The organism is Bradyrhizobium sp. 155, assembly GCF_023101105.1.
Lineage (GTDB): Bacteria > Pseudomonadota > Alphaproteobacteria > Rhizobiales > Xanthobacteraceae > Bradyrhizobium > Bradyrhizobium canariense_D.
Genome location: NZ_CP064704.1, coordinates 2,176,321 through 2,191,530 on the forward strand (window position 1 = coordinate 2,176,321; position 15,210 = coordinate 2,191,530).

Here is a 15,210-nt window from a genome sequence, read left to right on the forward strand (position 1 = left end):
CGCGAGCCTCTTTCGAAGCGATCGGGACAACCCGGCAGTGTGCTTGACCGACCAGCTCACGTTCGGAGTGCCCGTCGTCGTACCCCATCATAACAGAATCTTGCAACGTCTAACGAGCAATGCGCGCGAACTGCATCCAGTATCTGTTCCGAGTTTGACGCTAATTCCAACGGGGAGGCTACGATGTCCGGTATCAATGCTCGGCCGAATGACGACGTCGTTCGATCTCAATTTGTGGCCAGTTTAGACGATCAGTCGCGTGACTGGGAGCTCGTGCTGCGGGAATCCCACCATCGGATGAAGAATACGCTGACGATACTCGGTGCGTCAGTCCGCCGCGATTTCACCAGAACGGGTACCAGGGATGTGTCGCTTGCAGCGGACCGGCTCGAGCGGCGCATTGTCGCCTTCGGCAGGCTCTATCAACTCTTGTCCGACAATGACGACCATACGGCGATCCCGGTGGCGGCCTTCTTCGAAAATCTGTGCGGAGCGATTTCCGAGGCCGTGCTGGAGCCGGCGGGCATCCGCTGCGAGGCTGCAATTGAAAGCGGCACGCTGCCGGCGTCGCAATGCCATCGGCTCGCGCTGATGCTGACGGAGCTGGTAACGAATGCGGCCAAGCATGCCTTCCCGAACAGGAATGACGCACTGATCCGCATCGAGACGGCCAATCGCGACGGCGCCTGGTTCTGCACGGTAATAGACAACGGGATCGGCGCGACGGGCCGCTTCAGGGCACCGGCAGCCGGATTCTCGAAGGACTCGCACGCAGCATTCACGCCCGGCTGCAGGGCGAGGCGGGAGAGGACGGCACACGCGTAACCATCGTGATGCCGATCGCAGCTGCTTGAAGCTCGTCTTAAATCCAACCCAGGGAGTTCGACATGGCCACTACCGAAATCGACCGCGACGCCGCGGCCAAGCCTTCCAACAAGCCTTCCAACAAGTCTGCCAACGAGCCTTCGGTATCGCGTAGCGTTGATCAGAGGCTCGAGGTGATCGTGATCCCCGTGTCCGATGTTGATCGCGCCAAGGCCTTCTACGCGCGTCTCGGTTGGCGACTGGACGCCGATTTTGCCTCTGGCGATGATTGGCGCGTGATCCAGTTCACGCCGCCAGGTTCGGCCTGCTCGGTGATTTTTGGCAGGAACGTGACGGCGGCAGCGCCGGGCTCGGTGCGAGGCCTCTACCTGATCGTCTCCGATCTGGAGGCGGCGCGAAAGGATCTGCTGGACCGCGGCGTCGAGGTCAGCGCTCCATTCCACGGTGCCGGCGATGTTCACGCGGGGACCGACGAGCCTTATCTCTCCGGCAGCGTTCGGGTGAGCGGTGCTGACCCGAAGCGCGGCAGCTACGGCTCATATGCGTCGTTCAGCGATCCCGACGGCAATGGCTGGTTGTTCCAGGAGGTCACGACGCGATTGCCGGGACGGATCGCGGGCGACGGCACGACATTCGCTTCGCAGGCTGCGCTGGCCGCAGCACTGCGCCGCGCGGCGGCGGCCCATGGCGAGCACGAAAAGCGGACCGGCGGGCACGACGAGAACTGGGCCGATTGGTACGCCGATTACATCGTCCGCGAACAGGCGGGCCAGCCGCTGCCATCCTGAGCTGGGCAGCACGGATTCTTCGACTGATGCAAGCCGACACGGCGCGCGATGACTGAGCTCATCGCGCGCCGTGTTGTTTTGGCGGCGCGCGTCGCGAGTCGACGATCGCTCTCCTCGGTGTCGCGCGGCTCGCAACGGCTAACGCGCTCTAACAACCCATAACGAGCAAATTGCCAGGGCCTGCGCCAATCTCTCGGCATGGCGAACCGAGGCGTTTATGTCAAATTCGGTCAGCGTCACCGACCAAAGCCAGGGAGATCGAACATGACCACGCAAGCACGTACCGACATTCTCAATCCAGACCGCCGTCAACTGTTGAGTCAAGCCGCGATGACCGCGGTCGCGGCAAGCGTGTCGAGCCTGCTGCCGCTGCATTCTGCGAAGGCCGGCGTGAGCGGGGCGGTCCGCCCGTTCCACGTCAGCGTGCCCGAGCAGGATCTGCTCGATCTCCGTCGCCGTCTCGCCGCGACGCGCTGGCCTGATCGTGAGATCGTTGCCGATCAATCGCAGGGCGTGCAACTGACGACGGTGCAGCAGCTCGTGAGCTACTGGCAGAACGACTACGACTGGCGCAAGATGGAGGCGCGGCTGAATGCCTTGCCGCAATTCGTCACCGAGATCGACGGCGTCGACATCCATTTCATTCACGTCCGCTCCAGGCACGAGAATGCCTTGCCGATGATCGTCACGCATGGCTGGCCCGGTTCGATCATCGAGCAGATGAAGATCGTCGGCCCGCTCACCGATCCCGCCGCACACGGCGCGACGGCGGCGGACGCTTTTGATCTCGTGATCCCTTCGCTCCCAGGCCACGGTTTCTCCGGCAAGCCGGCGGAGCTGGGCTGGGATCCCCAGCGCGTCGCGCGTGCCTGGATCGTGCTGATGAAGCGGCTCGGCTACAACCGCTATGTCGCGCAAGGCGGCGATTGGGGCAATGCCGTGACGGAGCAGATGGCAGTGATCGCGCCGCCGGAACTGCTCGGCATCCACACCAACATGCCCGCGACCGTTCCTGACGACATCGCCAAGGCGCTTCAGCCCGGCGGATCGCGGCCGTCGAACCTCTCGGCCGACGAGCGCTACGCTTACGATCAGCTCGATGACTTCTACAAGCACGGTCTCGGCTACGCGATCGAGATGTCCAACCGGCCGCAGACACTCTATGGCCTGGTGGATTCGCCGGCGGGCCTCGCGTCCTGGATGCTCGACCATGATGCGCGCAGCGCCGCAATGATCGCCCGGGTGTTCGACGGCAAGACGGAAGGGCTGTCGCGCGACGACGTGGTCGACAACATCGCGCTCTACTGGCTCACCAACACCGCGGTGTCGTCGGCGCGGCTGTACTGGGAGAACAAGCTGGTGTTCTTCGAGCCCAAGCACATCAAGATCCCGGTCGCCGTCAGCGTCTTCCCGGACGAGATCTACGCTGCGCCGCGCAGCTGGACCGAGAAGGCCTATCCGAGGCTGATGCACTACAACCGTCTCGACAAGGGCGGCCATTTCGCCGCCTGGGAGCAGCCCGCGTTGTTCTGCGCGGAAATGCGCACCGCCTTCCGACCGCTGCGTCAGTCGATCTGAGACCTGCGGGGACGCGCACTTCCGCGCGTTCCCTTCTTTCCCCACAGACCAGGAATCCAATCATGAACCGCCCCGAACGCACCTTCACGACCGACCAAATCCGCCTGGAACGTCGGCTGCCGTCGTATTGGCGTGTCACCTTCGACATGCCCCCAGTCAATATCTTCGGCCCCAAGCAGCTTCCGCTTCTTGATGACGTCGTCAAGGCGATCGAGACCGATCCTGAGGTGAAGGTCGTGGTGTTCGACAGCGCCGTCGAAGGCTTCTTCATCACGCATTACGACTTCCTCGCGCCGCTGGAGGATTCGCTTCGTATCCCGCCGGGGCCGACGGGCCTGCAGGCACTGCCCGACATGCTGGTGCGTCTCAGCCGCGCGCCGGTGGTTTCGATTGCCTCGATTAGGGGCCGTGCGACCGGCGTCGGCAGCGAACTGGCGCTGGCAAGTGATATGCGCTTTGCCAGCCGCGAAAAGGCGGTCCTGTCGCAATGGGAGGTCGGTGCGGGCCTGGTGCCCGGCGGCGGCCCGATGGCGCGGTTGCCGCGCCTGATGGGCCGCGGCCGCGCGCTCGAGGTTCTGCTTGGCGCCGACGATATCCACGGCGATCTCGCCGAACGTTACGGCTATGTGAACCGCTCGTTGCCGGATGCCGAGCTCGATGGCTTCGTCGAGGCGCTGGCCATGCGCATCGCGTCCTTCGACAAGGAGGCGATTGCCGAGACCAAGCGCCTCGTCGACGTTGCGAGCCTGCCACCGGATATCGAGATCAAGCCGGAATGGGACGCGTTCCTGGCCTCGCTCAGCCGCCCGGCAAGCCAGAGCCGCATCAAGGCGCTGATGTCGCGCGGCTTCCACCGCGCCGGTGATGTCGAGAACCGGCTCGGCTTCCATGTCGGACAGATCGGTAGCTAAAGCGTTTTCAAGCGAAGTGGATACCGGTTCGCGTGAAGAAAACGCGTCAAAGCAAGAATCAAGTTCCGTTCCGATTTTATCGGAACGGGATTTGGCGGAACTGCTGCGGCGCTCGGCCGGTTGGAACGGCGACAGGCAGTCGTGCCAATGTCGCTTTCGTACCGTACCGAGTGCCGGTGCTAAAAAAATCAACCAGGAGAATTGAGATGATCCGCAAGGCAACAGCAGTCTGGAAAGGCACCGGTCGCGATGGCACTGGTCAGTTATCGAGCGAATCCGGCGTGCTCGCCGCGACGCCTTATTCGTTCAAGACCCGCTTTGAGAACGAGAAGGGCACCAATCCCGAGGAATTGATCGCTGCGGCCCATGCCGGCTGCTTCACTATGGCGCTGGCCTTCGGCCTGCAACTCGCCGGCTTCACGCCGGACGAGCTCACGACTGAAGCTGCGGTCAGCCTCGAGCCGGAAGGCAAAGGCTTCAAGATCAGCAAATCGGCGCTGACGCTACGTGCCAAGGTGCCGAACCTCGACGACGCTGGTTTCGCCAAGATCGCGGGCGAGGCCGAGAAGAACTGTCCGGTGTCGAAGGTGCTCAACGCCGCAATCACGCTCGACGCGAAGCTGACGTAAGGCGCGCTCAATTTATGTCCATCTGGTTCTGCTTGGGGAAGCTGAGGTCGTCGAAGCTTTGGCCTCCACGAGAGGAACCGGATGGGCAAATGCCTGGCTTTCGACTGGGCCGCCGAAAGCATAGGATGCGACGGGTTCAGAACGGACAGACCGATCAATTGGGAGTGGAGATATGACAACGGAACGCGCAATTTTGGCCGGAGGCTGCTTCTGGGGCATGCAGGATCTGATCCGCAAGCAACCGGGCGTGGTCTCCACCCGCGTCGGCTATACCGGCGGCGCGGTGAAGAATGCCACCTACCGCAACCATGAAGGTCATGCCGAAGCGATCGAGATCACCTTCGATCCCGCCAAGACCAGCTTTCGGACGATGCTGGAGTTCTTCTTCCAGATCCACGATCCGACCACGCTCAACCGCCAGGGCAATGATTTGGGCACGAGCTATCGCTCGGCAATCTTCTATACCAGCGACGAGCAGAAGCGGATCGCCAAGGACACGATTGCAGACGTTGAGGCGTCCGGTCTCTGGCCTGGCAAGGTCGTGACCGAGGTCGCGCCCGCGGGCGAGTTCTGGGAAGCCGAGCCGGAGCATCAGGATTATCTCGAACGCTATCCGGACGGGTACACCTGCCACTTCATCCGCCCCGACTGGAAGTTGCCGCGGCGCGGGGCTGCCGCGGCAGGCTAAAGCTGGTCGTCGCTATTGCCGGGGAGAGCCATGGCTGAAATCCGCGAGATCATCGCCGGCATCCGCAGATCACATCGACCGCTTTTCGGGCCATCTCCCTCAGCTCGGAGCGGCGGGCGCCGGCACGGGCGCGAATGGCGATGGTGTGCATCGTGGCTGAAGCGAGAATGGCAAGCGCCGCCGGATCGGCGTCGCGCTTCAGTTCGCCCTTGTCCTGCGCGAGCCGGAAGCGGGCTTCGAAATCGGCATCTATCATGCGCAGTCCCGCCGCAACGCTGCTCCGGATCGCGGCATCTTCTGCGACTTCGGTCACCGCCGTCCCCACCACGAAGCAGCCGCGTGCGGCTCCCTTGCCGGAAAAGTAGATCGACAGCGCCGCGTCATAGGCCAGGATCAGCGCTTCGTCCAAGGGATGGTCCCCGGCGAGAGCCTCACGCGTCGCGGCAAGGCTGATCTCCCAATACCGCGCGAGGGCCTCGAGATAGAGCGCATGCTTGTTGCCGAACACCGCGTAGAGGCTCGGCGGACTCATCCCGGTCGCGGCAGCGACCTTGTCCAGGGAGGTACCGGAATAACCGGTCCTCCAGAACGTTTCCGTTGCCCGCTTCAAGGCCGTCTCTGCGTCGTAGGCCGGTGGGCGTCCCCGGCGCGCCGGGCTCGTTTCGCTCTTTTTCCGTGCCATATCGTCAGAACCCCGGTTGGCATGTTCCACACGCATATTTGTATGGATCGTTATAAAAATCAAGGTCGCGGACTTGATCGCCGCGTCGGGGTACAATATTTGTAACGAACGTTATTAAATAGATTGAACCCGAGGATCTTCCGATGCGTTTCGATTTCGCGCCAATCGCCGGCGGGCTCGGCGTTCGCAACAGCTTCCGCCCGAGCGACGCAGCCGCCCAATGGTTTGGGGCAGGGCTCGGCAAGCCGCTGCGACGGCCGCTGATGCTTGCGCTGCCGATGGCGGCGGCCGTGGTCGGCGCATTCATCTATCTGGCGCAGGAGCAATATGTCTCGACCGACGACGCCTTTGTGCGTGCCGCCAAGGTGACCATCAACGCGCGCGTTTCCGGCCAGGCGGTCGAGATAGCCGTGCGTGACAACGAGCGCGTCCGGCGGGGGCAGGTGCTGTTTCGCATCGACCCGGAGCCTTATCAAATTGCCGTCGACCAGGCCGAGGCGCGCCTCGGCAGTGCGCGGCTCCAGATCGAATCCCTCAAGGCGACCCACCGTCAGCAGCAGGCGGAGCTGCAGTCGGCCAAAGAGACGGCTACGTTCGACGAGCACGAATTCGACCGCAAGAGGATGCTGGTTGCCTCCGACTTCACGCCACGCGCGGTCTATGAACGGGCCGAGACGGATCTCAAGGTCGCTCGCCAGCGCGTGGCGTCGGTCGAGCAGCAGATCGCCACCACGATCGTCGCACTCAACGGCGAGCTTGAGGGTGATGTCGATCGCCATCCGGCAGTCCGCGCAGCCAAGGCACAATTCGACCGTGCGCGGCTGGATCTCTCCTACGCCACCGTGACGGCGCCGGACGACGGCATCGTGACCAAGGTCGACGATCTCCAGATTGGTGGCTTCGTCAATGCCGGGGCACCGACGTTCTCGTTGCTGTCGAGCCGGCACGTCTGGGTCGAGGCGAATTTTCGCGAGACCGGTCTCACTCATATGCGCCCTGGCCAGGAGGCGACGATCGACGTCGATGCCTATCCCGATCGCAAGTTCAAGGCACACATCGTCAGCATGAGTCCGGGGACCGGCTCGGACTTCTCGCTCCTGCCGCCCGAGAATGCGACGGGAAACTGGGTCAAGGTCGTCCAGCGATTGCCGGTGCGCTTGGAACTCGACGATCTCGATCCAAACCGGCCGCTGTTCTCAGGCATCAGCGTGACGGCGCGGGTCGATACAGGCCATCGCCGCAGCTGGGCGCATCTGCTCCAACCGGCGCTTGCGATGGAGGGCAAATGAGTACGCCCCTCCCATCGTCCACGGCGCCCGGCGGTCATCACGCGATCGCCGCGGCCGCCCTCATGGCGACCTACATGCAGGCCGTCAACATCTCGATACCGAACGCGGCGCTACCCCATATTCAGGCGACGCTCTCGATGGCCAATGACGAGGTCGGTTGGGTGTTTTCCTCGTATATCGCGGCGAGCGCCGTGACCATGTCGATCACGCAATGGCTGGCGGGACGCTACGGTCGGAAGGTGGTCTATCAGGCCGCCGTCACGATCTTCGTGTTGGGTCTCGCGCTCGACGCGCTGGCGACGACGTCGATTCAGTTCGTGCTGGCGCGAATCCTCCAGGGCGCGGCGAGCGGACCGCTGGCACCGCTCTCGCTGGCGATCCTGCTCGAGGCGACATCGCCGGTGCGACATGCGCGCATGAGCCTGGCGTGGACCGTCTGCTCCCTACTCGGCATCAGCAGTGGCCCGGCCATTGGCGGCTGGCTCAGCGAATATTACGGCTGGCCCTCGATCTTCTATTTCAGCCTGCCGATGACGGGCTTCATTTTCCTGACGATGGCTCAGCTGCTCCGCGAGAAGCGGGCGGAGCGGAGCCGGTCCTTCGACTTCTTCGGTCTGACGACGTTCTCCGTCGGCATGATCGGGTTGCAGATGTTGCTCGACCGCGGGGAGCGCCTCGAATGGTTCGCCTCGACGGAAATCTGGATCGAGGCGGGCGCCTCCGTGCTCGGCTTCTATCTCTTGATCGTGCACGTCATGACGACAAAGGAGCACTTTCTCCGCACGGCGCTGTTCAGGGACCGCAATCTCGTGCTCTCGACGGTCATCTCCTTCGCGCTTGGCTTCGTGCTGCTGCCGACCCTGGCCTTGACGTCCCCGATGCTGGAGGAATTGCTCAACTACCCCGTCGACACCACCGGATACATGACCGTTCCTCGCGGCGTCGCGCTGGTGGGGGCGCTGGTGCTGACGAGCCTGGTCCCGGCGCAGATCGACTACCGGCCGTTCCTCGTGGGTGGAATGACGCTGGTGGTCTATGCCAACTGGCTGATGCTTGGCTATTCACCGGCGATGGATTGGCGGCCGGTCGTCGAGGCCGGCCTGCTCCAGGGAGCGGGTCTCGGCATGTTGCTGCCCGCGCTCGCCAGGGCCGCGTTCGGCACGCTCGATCCGAAGCTCCGCCCGGAAGGCAGCGCGCTGATCAACCTGTCGCGCCTCTATGGCAGCACCATTGGCATCGCGGTCGTCCAGCTCTTCTTCTACGCCAACACGCAGGCTGTGCATGTCGCACTCGCAAAGAACCTCACGCCCTATCGTGTCGCCGCTTACGTCGGGGGCTCGGTCGGCAAGCCGGGTCTTGCGGCCCTCAACGGCATGGTCACGCGTCAGGCGGCGACCGTCGCGGTCATCGACCAGTTCGAGATCCTGATGTTCGCCATGCTCGTCATGATTCCGCTCGTGTTTTTTCTCCGTAAGCCGCGGCCTACCGGTTAACGCCTGGAGTCGTGGAATGACATCGCATCGTCAATTTCGAATACCTCGTCCCTTACTTTTGAGGGAGCTGAGGGCAAACAAAGGAGCATCAGCATGACAACGTCGGATTCGCTTCGTTATACGAGAATTCTAACTCATCAATCCGGGACGATTCCCGCGGTGGGATTTGGCACGCTCATTCCGGATCCGCTCGTGACCAGGCGGGCCACCAAGGCTGCATTGGAGGCCGGATTTCGACATCTTGATTGCGCGGAGCGCTATCGCAACGAAGAGGCGGTCGGCGATGCGCTGCGGGAGGCATTCAAGGCGGGGACGCTTCAGCGCAAGGACCTGTTCGTTACGACGAAGCTATGGAACACCAATCATCGGCCGGAACGGGTCAGGCCTGCCTTCGACGGCAGTCGCCGGCGGCTGCAACTCGACGAGATCGATTGCTACATCATCCATACGCCCTTTGCCTTTCAACCCGGCGACGAGCAGGACCCGAGGGATGAGCACGGTCGGGTCATCTATGATTCAGGGGTTACGCTGGCGGAGACATGGGGGGCGCTGGAGCGCCTCGTCGACGAGGGGCACTGCAAGTCGATCGGTCTGTCGGACATCACCCTGGACAAGCTGCGCGAGATCGTTTCGATCGCGCGGATCAGGCCCGCCATGGTGCAAGTCGAATCGCATCCGTATCTTCCCGAATGGGACCTGCTCGACTTCTGTCGAGAGCACGGGATTGTCTTGCAGGCGTTTGCAGCGCTGGGACACGCCATGAAGCCGAACGTGCTAGCCGATCCGGTGATCACTGCCATCGCGGAGCGCTTGCACAGGACGCCGGCTCAAATTGCGCTGGCGTGGGCGGTCCAGCGCGGCACCGCTTTCCTGACGACTTCGACCAATTCCCGGCGCATCCAGGAAAACTTCGATATTTCGGCCTTGCCCGAAGACGCCATGCGAGAGATGAGGGACCAGATTACGACAAACATCAGGTTCAACACGGTCGTCGAGACCGGCGTGCCCGGATTCATTCCGCGGGCCGGATGAATCGGCGCCGGTCAGCCGACTCGTCAAGCCCGGAGCTGCTCGATCAGATCGTGGGCGCTGCGGATCTCGGCAATGCCGGCGCCCTCGGTGAACGGCCCGCATGCGCGTTGCAGAATTGCCAAGGCCTCCGCGCTCTGGCCGGCCCCGATCATGTACCGCGCCAGGCTGACCGCGCTTCGCAGCTCCCAGAAAAGCGCGCCTTGCTGGACGGCAATGTCCATGGCCTCGCGAAAGCGCGCCTCGGCATCCTCTGAATGCCGGGCGTTCCTGAGCATCAACTCTCCCTTGATGCGGATCAGCTCCGGCAGATACCAGAGCTCCTGCCGGTCGTTGCAGCGGGTCAGGACATCCTCGATCACGTCGAGCCCGCGATCGACCTGGTCGGCCTCTCCGGAACACGCGGCGAGCTCGCCGAGCAAGGGCAGAAAGCGCGGCAGGAAGCGCGCATCGCCGGCGCGATTGAGCTCCTCGCGCAGCAGCGGCAGGCCGGTCGTGACGTCGCCGCGCCTGACCATGACTGCGGCGTTGAAGGCCCGTGCCCACAGGCCCCACAGCCGGATGGCGTGGCGCTCGGTGTGTTCGAGCAGCTCGATGCCGTGACGCTCGGCGGCGTCGAAATCGCCGGACCAGAAGGCGATCGGGCAGGCGGCTTGTCCGAGCACGCTGCAGAATGTCAGCGCGTGGCCGTTGGCGCGGCCTTCCTCGATGTTTCTGGCGGTGAGGGCCTGAGCCTGATCGGCCAGACCCTGAAGCCACAGGATGCGAGCTCGAAAATATTGCGTCGATATTCTCAGATCGAGCGGGAAGATTTTCGGCTTCTCCGCCAACACATGCAACGATGCATTGACCCGGTCGATGCGCAGCCGAGCCTCGTTCTGATCCCCGAGATAATGCAGCGCGACGGCCATCAGCCGGTCGCCCAGCATGACATCGGTCCTGTCGGGCGAGTTCGCGGCTGCGTTCGCAAAGCGATCGGCGAGCGCACGGGCCTTGCCGAACTGTCCGTTATTGAACTGGTCGATGCACAAGCCCCAGAGCGCGCGCAGCCGGAAATCCTTGTCGTCGAGCCTGTCAGCCAGCTCGAGGGTCGTCTCGAGGATCGGCCGCGCCTCGCGCGCGCGGCCCTCGCCATACATCAGCGACCATCCGAGCGCCGACAGCAGCTGCATGCGGATGCGGTCGTCGTCGGCGGTGTCTCCGAGCGCCGCGAGCGCCGTTCTGCTGCGCTCACGGCATTCCGCGAACAGCGAAAGACGCACCCACAGCGTGACTGCGGCCGACGTCAGCGCGATCCCGAGTTTCGGCTCGCCGTCGGGCCCGAAGGCCCAGTCCAACGCCGCGCGCACATTGTCCAGCTCCGCGCCATACATGCTCAGCCATTCGGGCAGCGGCGTCGAAATATCGGCCTCCGCGCGCTGGAATAAATCGCGAAAATGCTCGGCATGACGCCGCGCGAACTGCCCGGCTTCGCCGAGCTCGTTGAGTTTTCCGTATGCATAGGTGCGCGTGGTGTCGAGCAGCCGATAGCGCAGCGTCCGCGAGCCGGACGGCGAAATCAGAGACTTGGTCACCAGGCTGTCGATTGCTTCGAGGGTCTCGGAGGCGTTGAGGCCGTCACCCGACGCGACCGCCGCAGCCGCCTCCGGCGCGAAAGGCCCGGCGAAGACCGACAGGCGTCGCAGCGTTGCGCTCTCCGCGGCAGGCAGAAGGTCGTAGCTCCAGTCGAGCGCCGCAGCGAGTGTCTGGTGCCGCGGCACGGCGGTGCGTCGGCCGCGCCATTGCAGCGAAAAGCGGCTGTCGAGCAGGGATGCCGTGCCGGCGATGCCGTAAGCATTGACGCGGCCCGCCGCGAGCTCGATTGCCAGCGCGATGCCGTCGAGGCGCCGGCAGATGCTCGCGACGAGGGGGGCCTCTTCCGCGCTGAGCTGGAACGGGCCCGAGCTCTGCGCAATGCGCTCCACAAAGAGCTGAGCCGCAGGGTAGGCAAGGACCTCGTCGACAGCAAGCCCTTCGCGCTCGGGCGGACAGTCCAGCGGGAACAGCCGGAAAATTCGCTCGCCTTCGCTCCGGAACGACTCGCGGCTGGTTGCGAGAACACGAAGCTGCGGTGCTTCGCGAACGATGCGCTCGACCAGCGGCGCCAAATGATCCAGCACATGTTCGCAACCGTCGAAGATCAGCAGGGCCGGGTCGGTCTTCAGAAACGTCAGCAGGGCCGGCGTCGGATCCTCCGCGCTGATGGTCAGTCCGAGCGCCGAAGCAATGGTGGTCGCGATGTGACTGGCATCCCTCAGCGGACCGAAATCGACAAAGAAGACTCGCCCGCCGAAATCCTGGGAGCGGCGATGCCCGACGGTGACGGCGACCGAGGTCTTGCCGATGCCGCCCGGGCCGACGACGGTCATGAAGCGATAGAGCGAAAGTCCGTTCAAGATCTTCTCGATGACACCTTCCCGGCCGACCATCCTGGTGAGCTGAGCGGGCAAGGAGCGGGGAGGGGCGCTTTCGGCCGGGAGCGGGGCGGCCGGAGGAGCTGCTTGAGCGAACGAGGCGACAAAGCAATAGCCGCGGCCGGGCACGTTGACGACGTAACGCGCCGACTTGCCGGTGTCGCCGAGCGCCTTGCGTAGCGCTGCGACATGGAAGCGCAGGCTACCCTCGTCGACATTGACGCCGGCCCAGATGCGCTTGACCAGCTCTCTCTTGTCGACCACTTCTCCGGGGCGTCCGGCAAGGAAGATGAGAATGTCGAGCGCGCGGCCGCCGACATGAAGCGGCGAGCCCTCCTTCTCCAGGAGCCGGGACTTCGGAAACAGTCGAAATGGCCCAAAGGAAATGGCCGAATCTTCGCTACGATCTGGCACGCGCCATCGCCCCCTCGAAGGGAGTCAAAAGGTATTACTTTCTGATCTAACAGAACGAGGCGTACAGTAAACCGGTCGAAAGCAGTGGGCAGGGCTGACAGCCCTGCGCGGACGGATGGCTCGCCGAAATAATGCTTGTGAAATAAAGAGTTAGGCCGACATGACAATGCGATGACGCCGGGGCACGGCCGGATGGAGCATTGACTGTGATGCCGGATTGCTGCGATGGCATGGTCCGGGAGCCGGTCCCGCCACCACATTGACTGCCGACTTCCGGAATTTCCAGCATGGCCTCTTTCACGCGGCGACAATTGGTGCACGCGTTGTCGGGCGCAGCGGCGCTCGCCGCGCTTCCCCGCAGCGGACAAGCCGCCGACTATCCGTCTCGTCCCATTCGCCTGGTGATTCCCTACGGAGCCGGCGGATCGGGTGACCAGATCGCGCGCCCCTGGGTGGACAGGATGCCGTCGCTGCTCGGGCCGACCTTCGTCGAATATATCGGCGGCGCGGGCGGCGCCATCGGGACCGCGGCGGTCGCGCGCGAGGAGCCCGACGGCTATTCGCTGCTGCTCGGCAACGGCAGCACGCAGGTCATCATTCCCATGACGGCGGCAAATCCCGGATATTCCGTTGGCGATTTCCGCGCCATCTACCGGCTGATCAACAGCGCGCTGGTTTTCGCCGTCAATCCTTCGGTGCCTGCCGCAAACCTGCGCGAGTTGATCACCTATGCGAAAGCCAATCCAGGAAAGCTGTCCTATGGCACGCCGGGGATCGCCACCGGAAACCATCTGGTCGGCGAATCCTTCAAGCAGCAGGCCGGCGCGCTGGACATCGTCCACGTGCCCTATCGCGGCATCGCGCAGGCGACCAACGACCTCGTCAGCGGCCAGATATCGCTCGTCATTGCCGTCATGTCCGTTCAATTGCAGCAGCTGGCCCAAGCGGGAAGAGTCAGGCTGCTTGCGGTCACCACCGAAACGCGGCTGAGCGGCGCGCCGGAGATCCCGACCGCCGTCGAATCCGGCATGCCCGGCATCCGGTATGAGGGATGGTTCGGTCTGTTCGCACCCAAGGACACCGACGATGCGATCATCGACCGGATCGCGCAGGCGACGCGGCTCGCCATGGCCGATAGGGCGCTTCTGGCGAGCTATCGCGCCCAGGGCATGGAGCCGGACAACGATTCAAGCCCGGACAAATTCCAGCGCATCGTCGAGGCCACATCCGCAAGCCTCGCGCCCCTGATCAAATCGATCGGGCTGATCAATTTGTGAAGCCGCTCAGGCATCGGCGCGCGTGACAATGCGCGCCGTCAGCGTGACGAGGCCCATCAGCGCGGTCAGGAGCCAGAACGCCACCGGCAATCCGCCAAGACGTGCGATGAAGCCGACACCGGCGGGGCCCACGAGAACGCCGGCGTAGCCGGCGGTCGTGATCGCCGCGACGGCGAGGCCCGTTGGCATCACCTTCTGCCTCGCCGCTCGGCGGAACAGCACCGGCACGAGGTTGGATGCGCCGAGGCCGATGAGTAGGAAGCCGCCTATGGCGACCGCCACGACGGGAGCGGTGAGCAGGACCACGAAACCCGCGATCGCAATCAGGCTGCCCCAGAACAATGTCGTGCGGTCTCCGATGCGCGCGACGACGGCGTCGCCGCCGAGCCGCCCAATCGTCATCGCGACCGAGAACACGATGTAGCCGATCCCGCCTTGCGCTTCGGAAACGAGACCCGCGCCGATGACGAGCAACGCGCCCCAATCGAGCATCGCGCCTTCGACGAGGAAGGTGATGGCGCAAAGCAGCGCGAGCAGGAGCACGGCGCCATGCGGCAGCACGAACAGCGGTCCTTCCTGCACCTGCACGGAGCGAAGCAGCCGCGGCCAGGCCCCAAGCATCGCGATCAGCATCAGGACGGAGCAGATCAGCGTGCAAGCGAGCGCGCCGAGTTGCAGCGAGAGCAGTGCGGTCATGAGCGCGGCCCCGGCGAAGCCGCCGATACTGAACAGCGCGTGGAAGCCGGACATCAGCGGACGTCCCGCGGCGCGCTCCACCTCAACCGCGTGGATGTTCATGGCGACATCGATGGAGCCGAGCGCGGCGCCGAATGCGAGGAGTGCCAGCGCCAGCATCGCGGGCGAGTTCGCGATTGTCAGCAGAGGCAGGACCAGGGCAAGACCGATCCCGCCCGCCATGATGATCGGCTTGCTGCCATAGCGCGCACTCAGCACGCCGGTCAGAAGCATCGCGACGACCGAGCCGATGCCGAGGCTGAGCAGGAGCAGTCCGAGGATGCCGTCGTCGACGGCGAGCCGCGCCTTCGCGAACGGCACCAGTGGTGCCCAACACGCCATGCCGAAACCCGCGACGAGGAAGGCAAGTCTGGTCGCAAGGCGTGTCGCTGGCCTGTCGGCAGAAGACATGGGAACTC

The 15,210-nt window shown here is 64.0% G+C and carries 12 protein-coding genes and 1 pseudogene; 10 read left to right on the plus strand and 3 right to left on the minus strand.

Features of this window, described 5'->3' with window-relative positions:
• Nucleotides 1–183 precede the first annotated feature (183 nt).
• From IVA93_RS10525 to msrA, 6 genes and pseudogenes are all read left to right on the plus strand, one after another.
• A pseudogene (locus tag IVA93_RS10525) lies at nucleotides 184–854 on the plus strand (sensor histidine kinase).
• 33 nt (nucleotides 855–887) lie between these two features.
• Nucleotides 888–1,613, plus strand: coding sequence for a VOC family protein (locus tag IVA93_RS10530; protein WP_018460343.1), 726 nt, complete (start codon nucleotides 888–890; stop codon nucleotides 1,611–1,613).
• A 264-nt stretch (nucleotides 1,614–1,877) separates the two neighbouring features.
• On the plus strand, nucleotides 1,878–3,191 hold the full coding sequence (locus IVA93_RS10535) for an epoxide hydrolase family protein (RefSeq protein WP_018460342.1): 1,314 nt from the start codon (nucleotides 1,878–1,880) through the stop codon (nucleotides 3,189–3,191).
• 62 nt (nucleotides 3,192–3,253) lie between these two features.
• Complete coding sequence (locus tag IVA93_RS10540) at nucleotides 3,254–4,102, plus strand: enoyl-CoA hydratase/isomerase family protein (RefSeq protein ID WP_018460341.1); 849 nt, start codon at nucleotides 3,254–3,256, stop codon at nucleotides 4,100–4,102.
• A gap of 206 nt (nucleotides 4,103–4,308) precedes the next feature.
• Nucleotides 4,309–4,731, plus strand: coding sequence for an OsmC family protein (locus tag IVA93_RS10545; RefSeq protein ID WP_018460340.1), 423 nt, complete (start codon nucleotides 4,309–4,311; stop codon nucleotides 4,729–4,731).
• 172 nt (nucleotides 4,732–4,903) lie between these two features.
• Entirely contained in the window at nucleotides 4,904–5,419 is a 516-nt protein-coding gene (gene msrA, locus IVA93_RS10550) for a peptide-methionine (S)-S-oxide reductase MsrA (protein WP_026234007.1), read from the plus strand.
• Between the two features lie 49 nt (nucleotides 5,420–5,468).
• Here the strand turns inward: msrA and IVA93_RS10555 are convergent, their stop codons facing one another.
• Entirely contained in the window at nucleotides 5,469–6,197 is a 729-nt protein-coding gene (locus IVA93_RS10555) for a TetR/AcrR family transcriptional regulator (RefSeq protein WP_245288575.1), read from the minus strand.
• A 47-nt stretch (nucleotides 6,198–6,244) separates the two neighbouring features.
• Between IVA93_RS10555 and IVA93_RS10560 the strand changes: the two genes are divergently transcribed.
• The 3 genes from IVA93_RS10560 (at nucleotide 6,245) to IVA93_RS10570 (ending at nucleotide 9,915) form a co-directional block, all read left to right on the plus strand.
• Nucleotides 6,245–7,390, plus strand: a complete 1,146-nt coding sequence (locus IVA93_RS10560) for an HlyD family secretion protein (protein WP_018460337.1) — start codon at nucleotides 6,245–6,247, stop codon at nucleotides 7,388–7,390.
• Complete coding sequence (locus IVA93_RS10565) at nucleotides 7,387–8,883, plus strand: MDR family MFS transporter (protein WP_026234006.1); 1,497 nt, start codon at nucleotides 7,387–7,389, stop codon at nucleotides 8,881–8,883. The genes IVA93_RS10560 and IVA93_RS10565 overlap by 4 nt, the downstream gene beginning before the upstream one ends.
• A gap of 93 nt (nucleotides 8,884–8,976) precedes the next feature.
• A complete protein-coding gene (locus IVA93_RS10570; RefSeq protein ID WP_026234005.1) occupies nucleotides 8,977–9,915 on the plus strand; it encodes an aldo/keto reductase in 939 nt (312 codons plus the stop codon).
• A 23-nt stretch (nucleotides 9,916–9,938) separates the two neighbouring features.
• Here the strand turns inward: IVA93_RS10570 and IVA93_RS10575 are convergent, their stop codons facing one another.
• Nucleotides 9,939–12,779 (minus strand): ATP-binding protein, encoded by a 2,841-nt coding sequence (locus tag IVA93_RS10575; protein WP_247453670.1) that lies wholly within the window; start codon nucleotides 12,777–12,779, stop codon nucleotides 9,939–9,941.
• 287 nt (nucleotides 12,780–13,066) lie between these two features.
• Here IVA93_RS10575 and IVA93_RS10580 point away from each other — a divergent pair, with 287 nt between their 5' ends.
• Nucleotides 13,067–14,056, plus strand: coding sequence for a Bug family tripartite tricarboxylate transporter substrate binding protein (locus IVA93_RS10580; RefSeq protein ID WP_018460333.1), 990 nt, complete (start codon nucleotides 13,067–13,069; stop codon nucleotides 14,054–14,056).
• A gap of 6 nt (nucleotides 14,057–14,062) precedes the next feature.
• Here the strand turns inward: IVA93_RS10580 and IVA93_RS10585 are convergent, their stop codons facing one another.
• Nucleotides 14,063–15,202 (minus strand): MFS transporter, encoded by a 1,140-nt coding sequence (locus IVA93_RS10585; RefSeq protein WP_026234004.1) that lies wholly within the window; start codon nucleotides 15,200–15,202, stop codon nucleotides 14,063–14,065.
• Nucleotides 15,203–15,210: the final 8 nt, after the last annotated feature.

Excerpts from the sequence above, each read along its gene's own strand:
- IVA93_RS10530 (WP_018460343.1), top strand. The coding sequence starts at position 888 with ATGGCCACTACCGAAATCGACCGCGACGCCGCGGCCAAGCCTTCCAAC.
- IVA93_RS10535 (WP_018460342.1), top strand. The coding sequence starts at position 1,878 with ATGACCACGCAAGCACGTACCGACATTCTCAATCCAGACCGCCGTCAA.
- IVA93_RS10565 (WP_026234006.1), top strand. The coding sequence starts at position 7,387 with ATGAGTACGCCCCTCCCATCGTCCACGGCGCCCGGCGGTCATCACGCG.
- IVA93_RS10560 (WP_018460337.1), top strand. The coding sequence starts at position 6,245 with ATGCGTTTCGATTTCGCGCCAATCGCCGGCGGGCTCGGCGTTCGCAAC.
- IVA93_RS10540 (WP_018460341.1), top strand. The coding sequence starts at position 3,254 with ATGAACCGCCCCGAACGCACCTTCACGACCGACCAAATCCGCCTGGAA.
- IVA93_RS10545 (WP_018460340.1), top strand. The coding sequence starts at position 4,309 with ATGATCCGCAAGGCAACAGCAGTCTGGAAAGGCACCGGTCGCGATGGC.
- IVA93_RS10570 (WP_026234005.1), top strand. The coding sequence starts at position 8,977 with ATGACAACGTCGGATTCGCTTCGTTATACGAGAATTCTAACTCATCAA.
- msrA (WP_026234007.1), top strand. The coding sequence starts at position 4,904 with ATGACAACGGAACGCGCAATTTTGGCCGGAGGCTGCTTCTGGGGCATG.
- IVA93_RS10585 (WP_026234004.1), bottom strand. The coding sequence starts at position 15,202 with ATGTCTTCTGCCGACAGGCCAGCGACACGCCTTGCGACCAGACTTGCC.
- IVA93_RS10580 (WP_018460333.1), top strand. The coding sequence starts at position 13,067 with ATGGCCTCTTTCACGCGGCGACAATTGGTGCACGCGTTGTCGGGCGCA.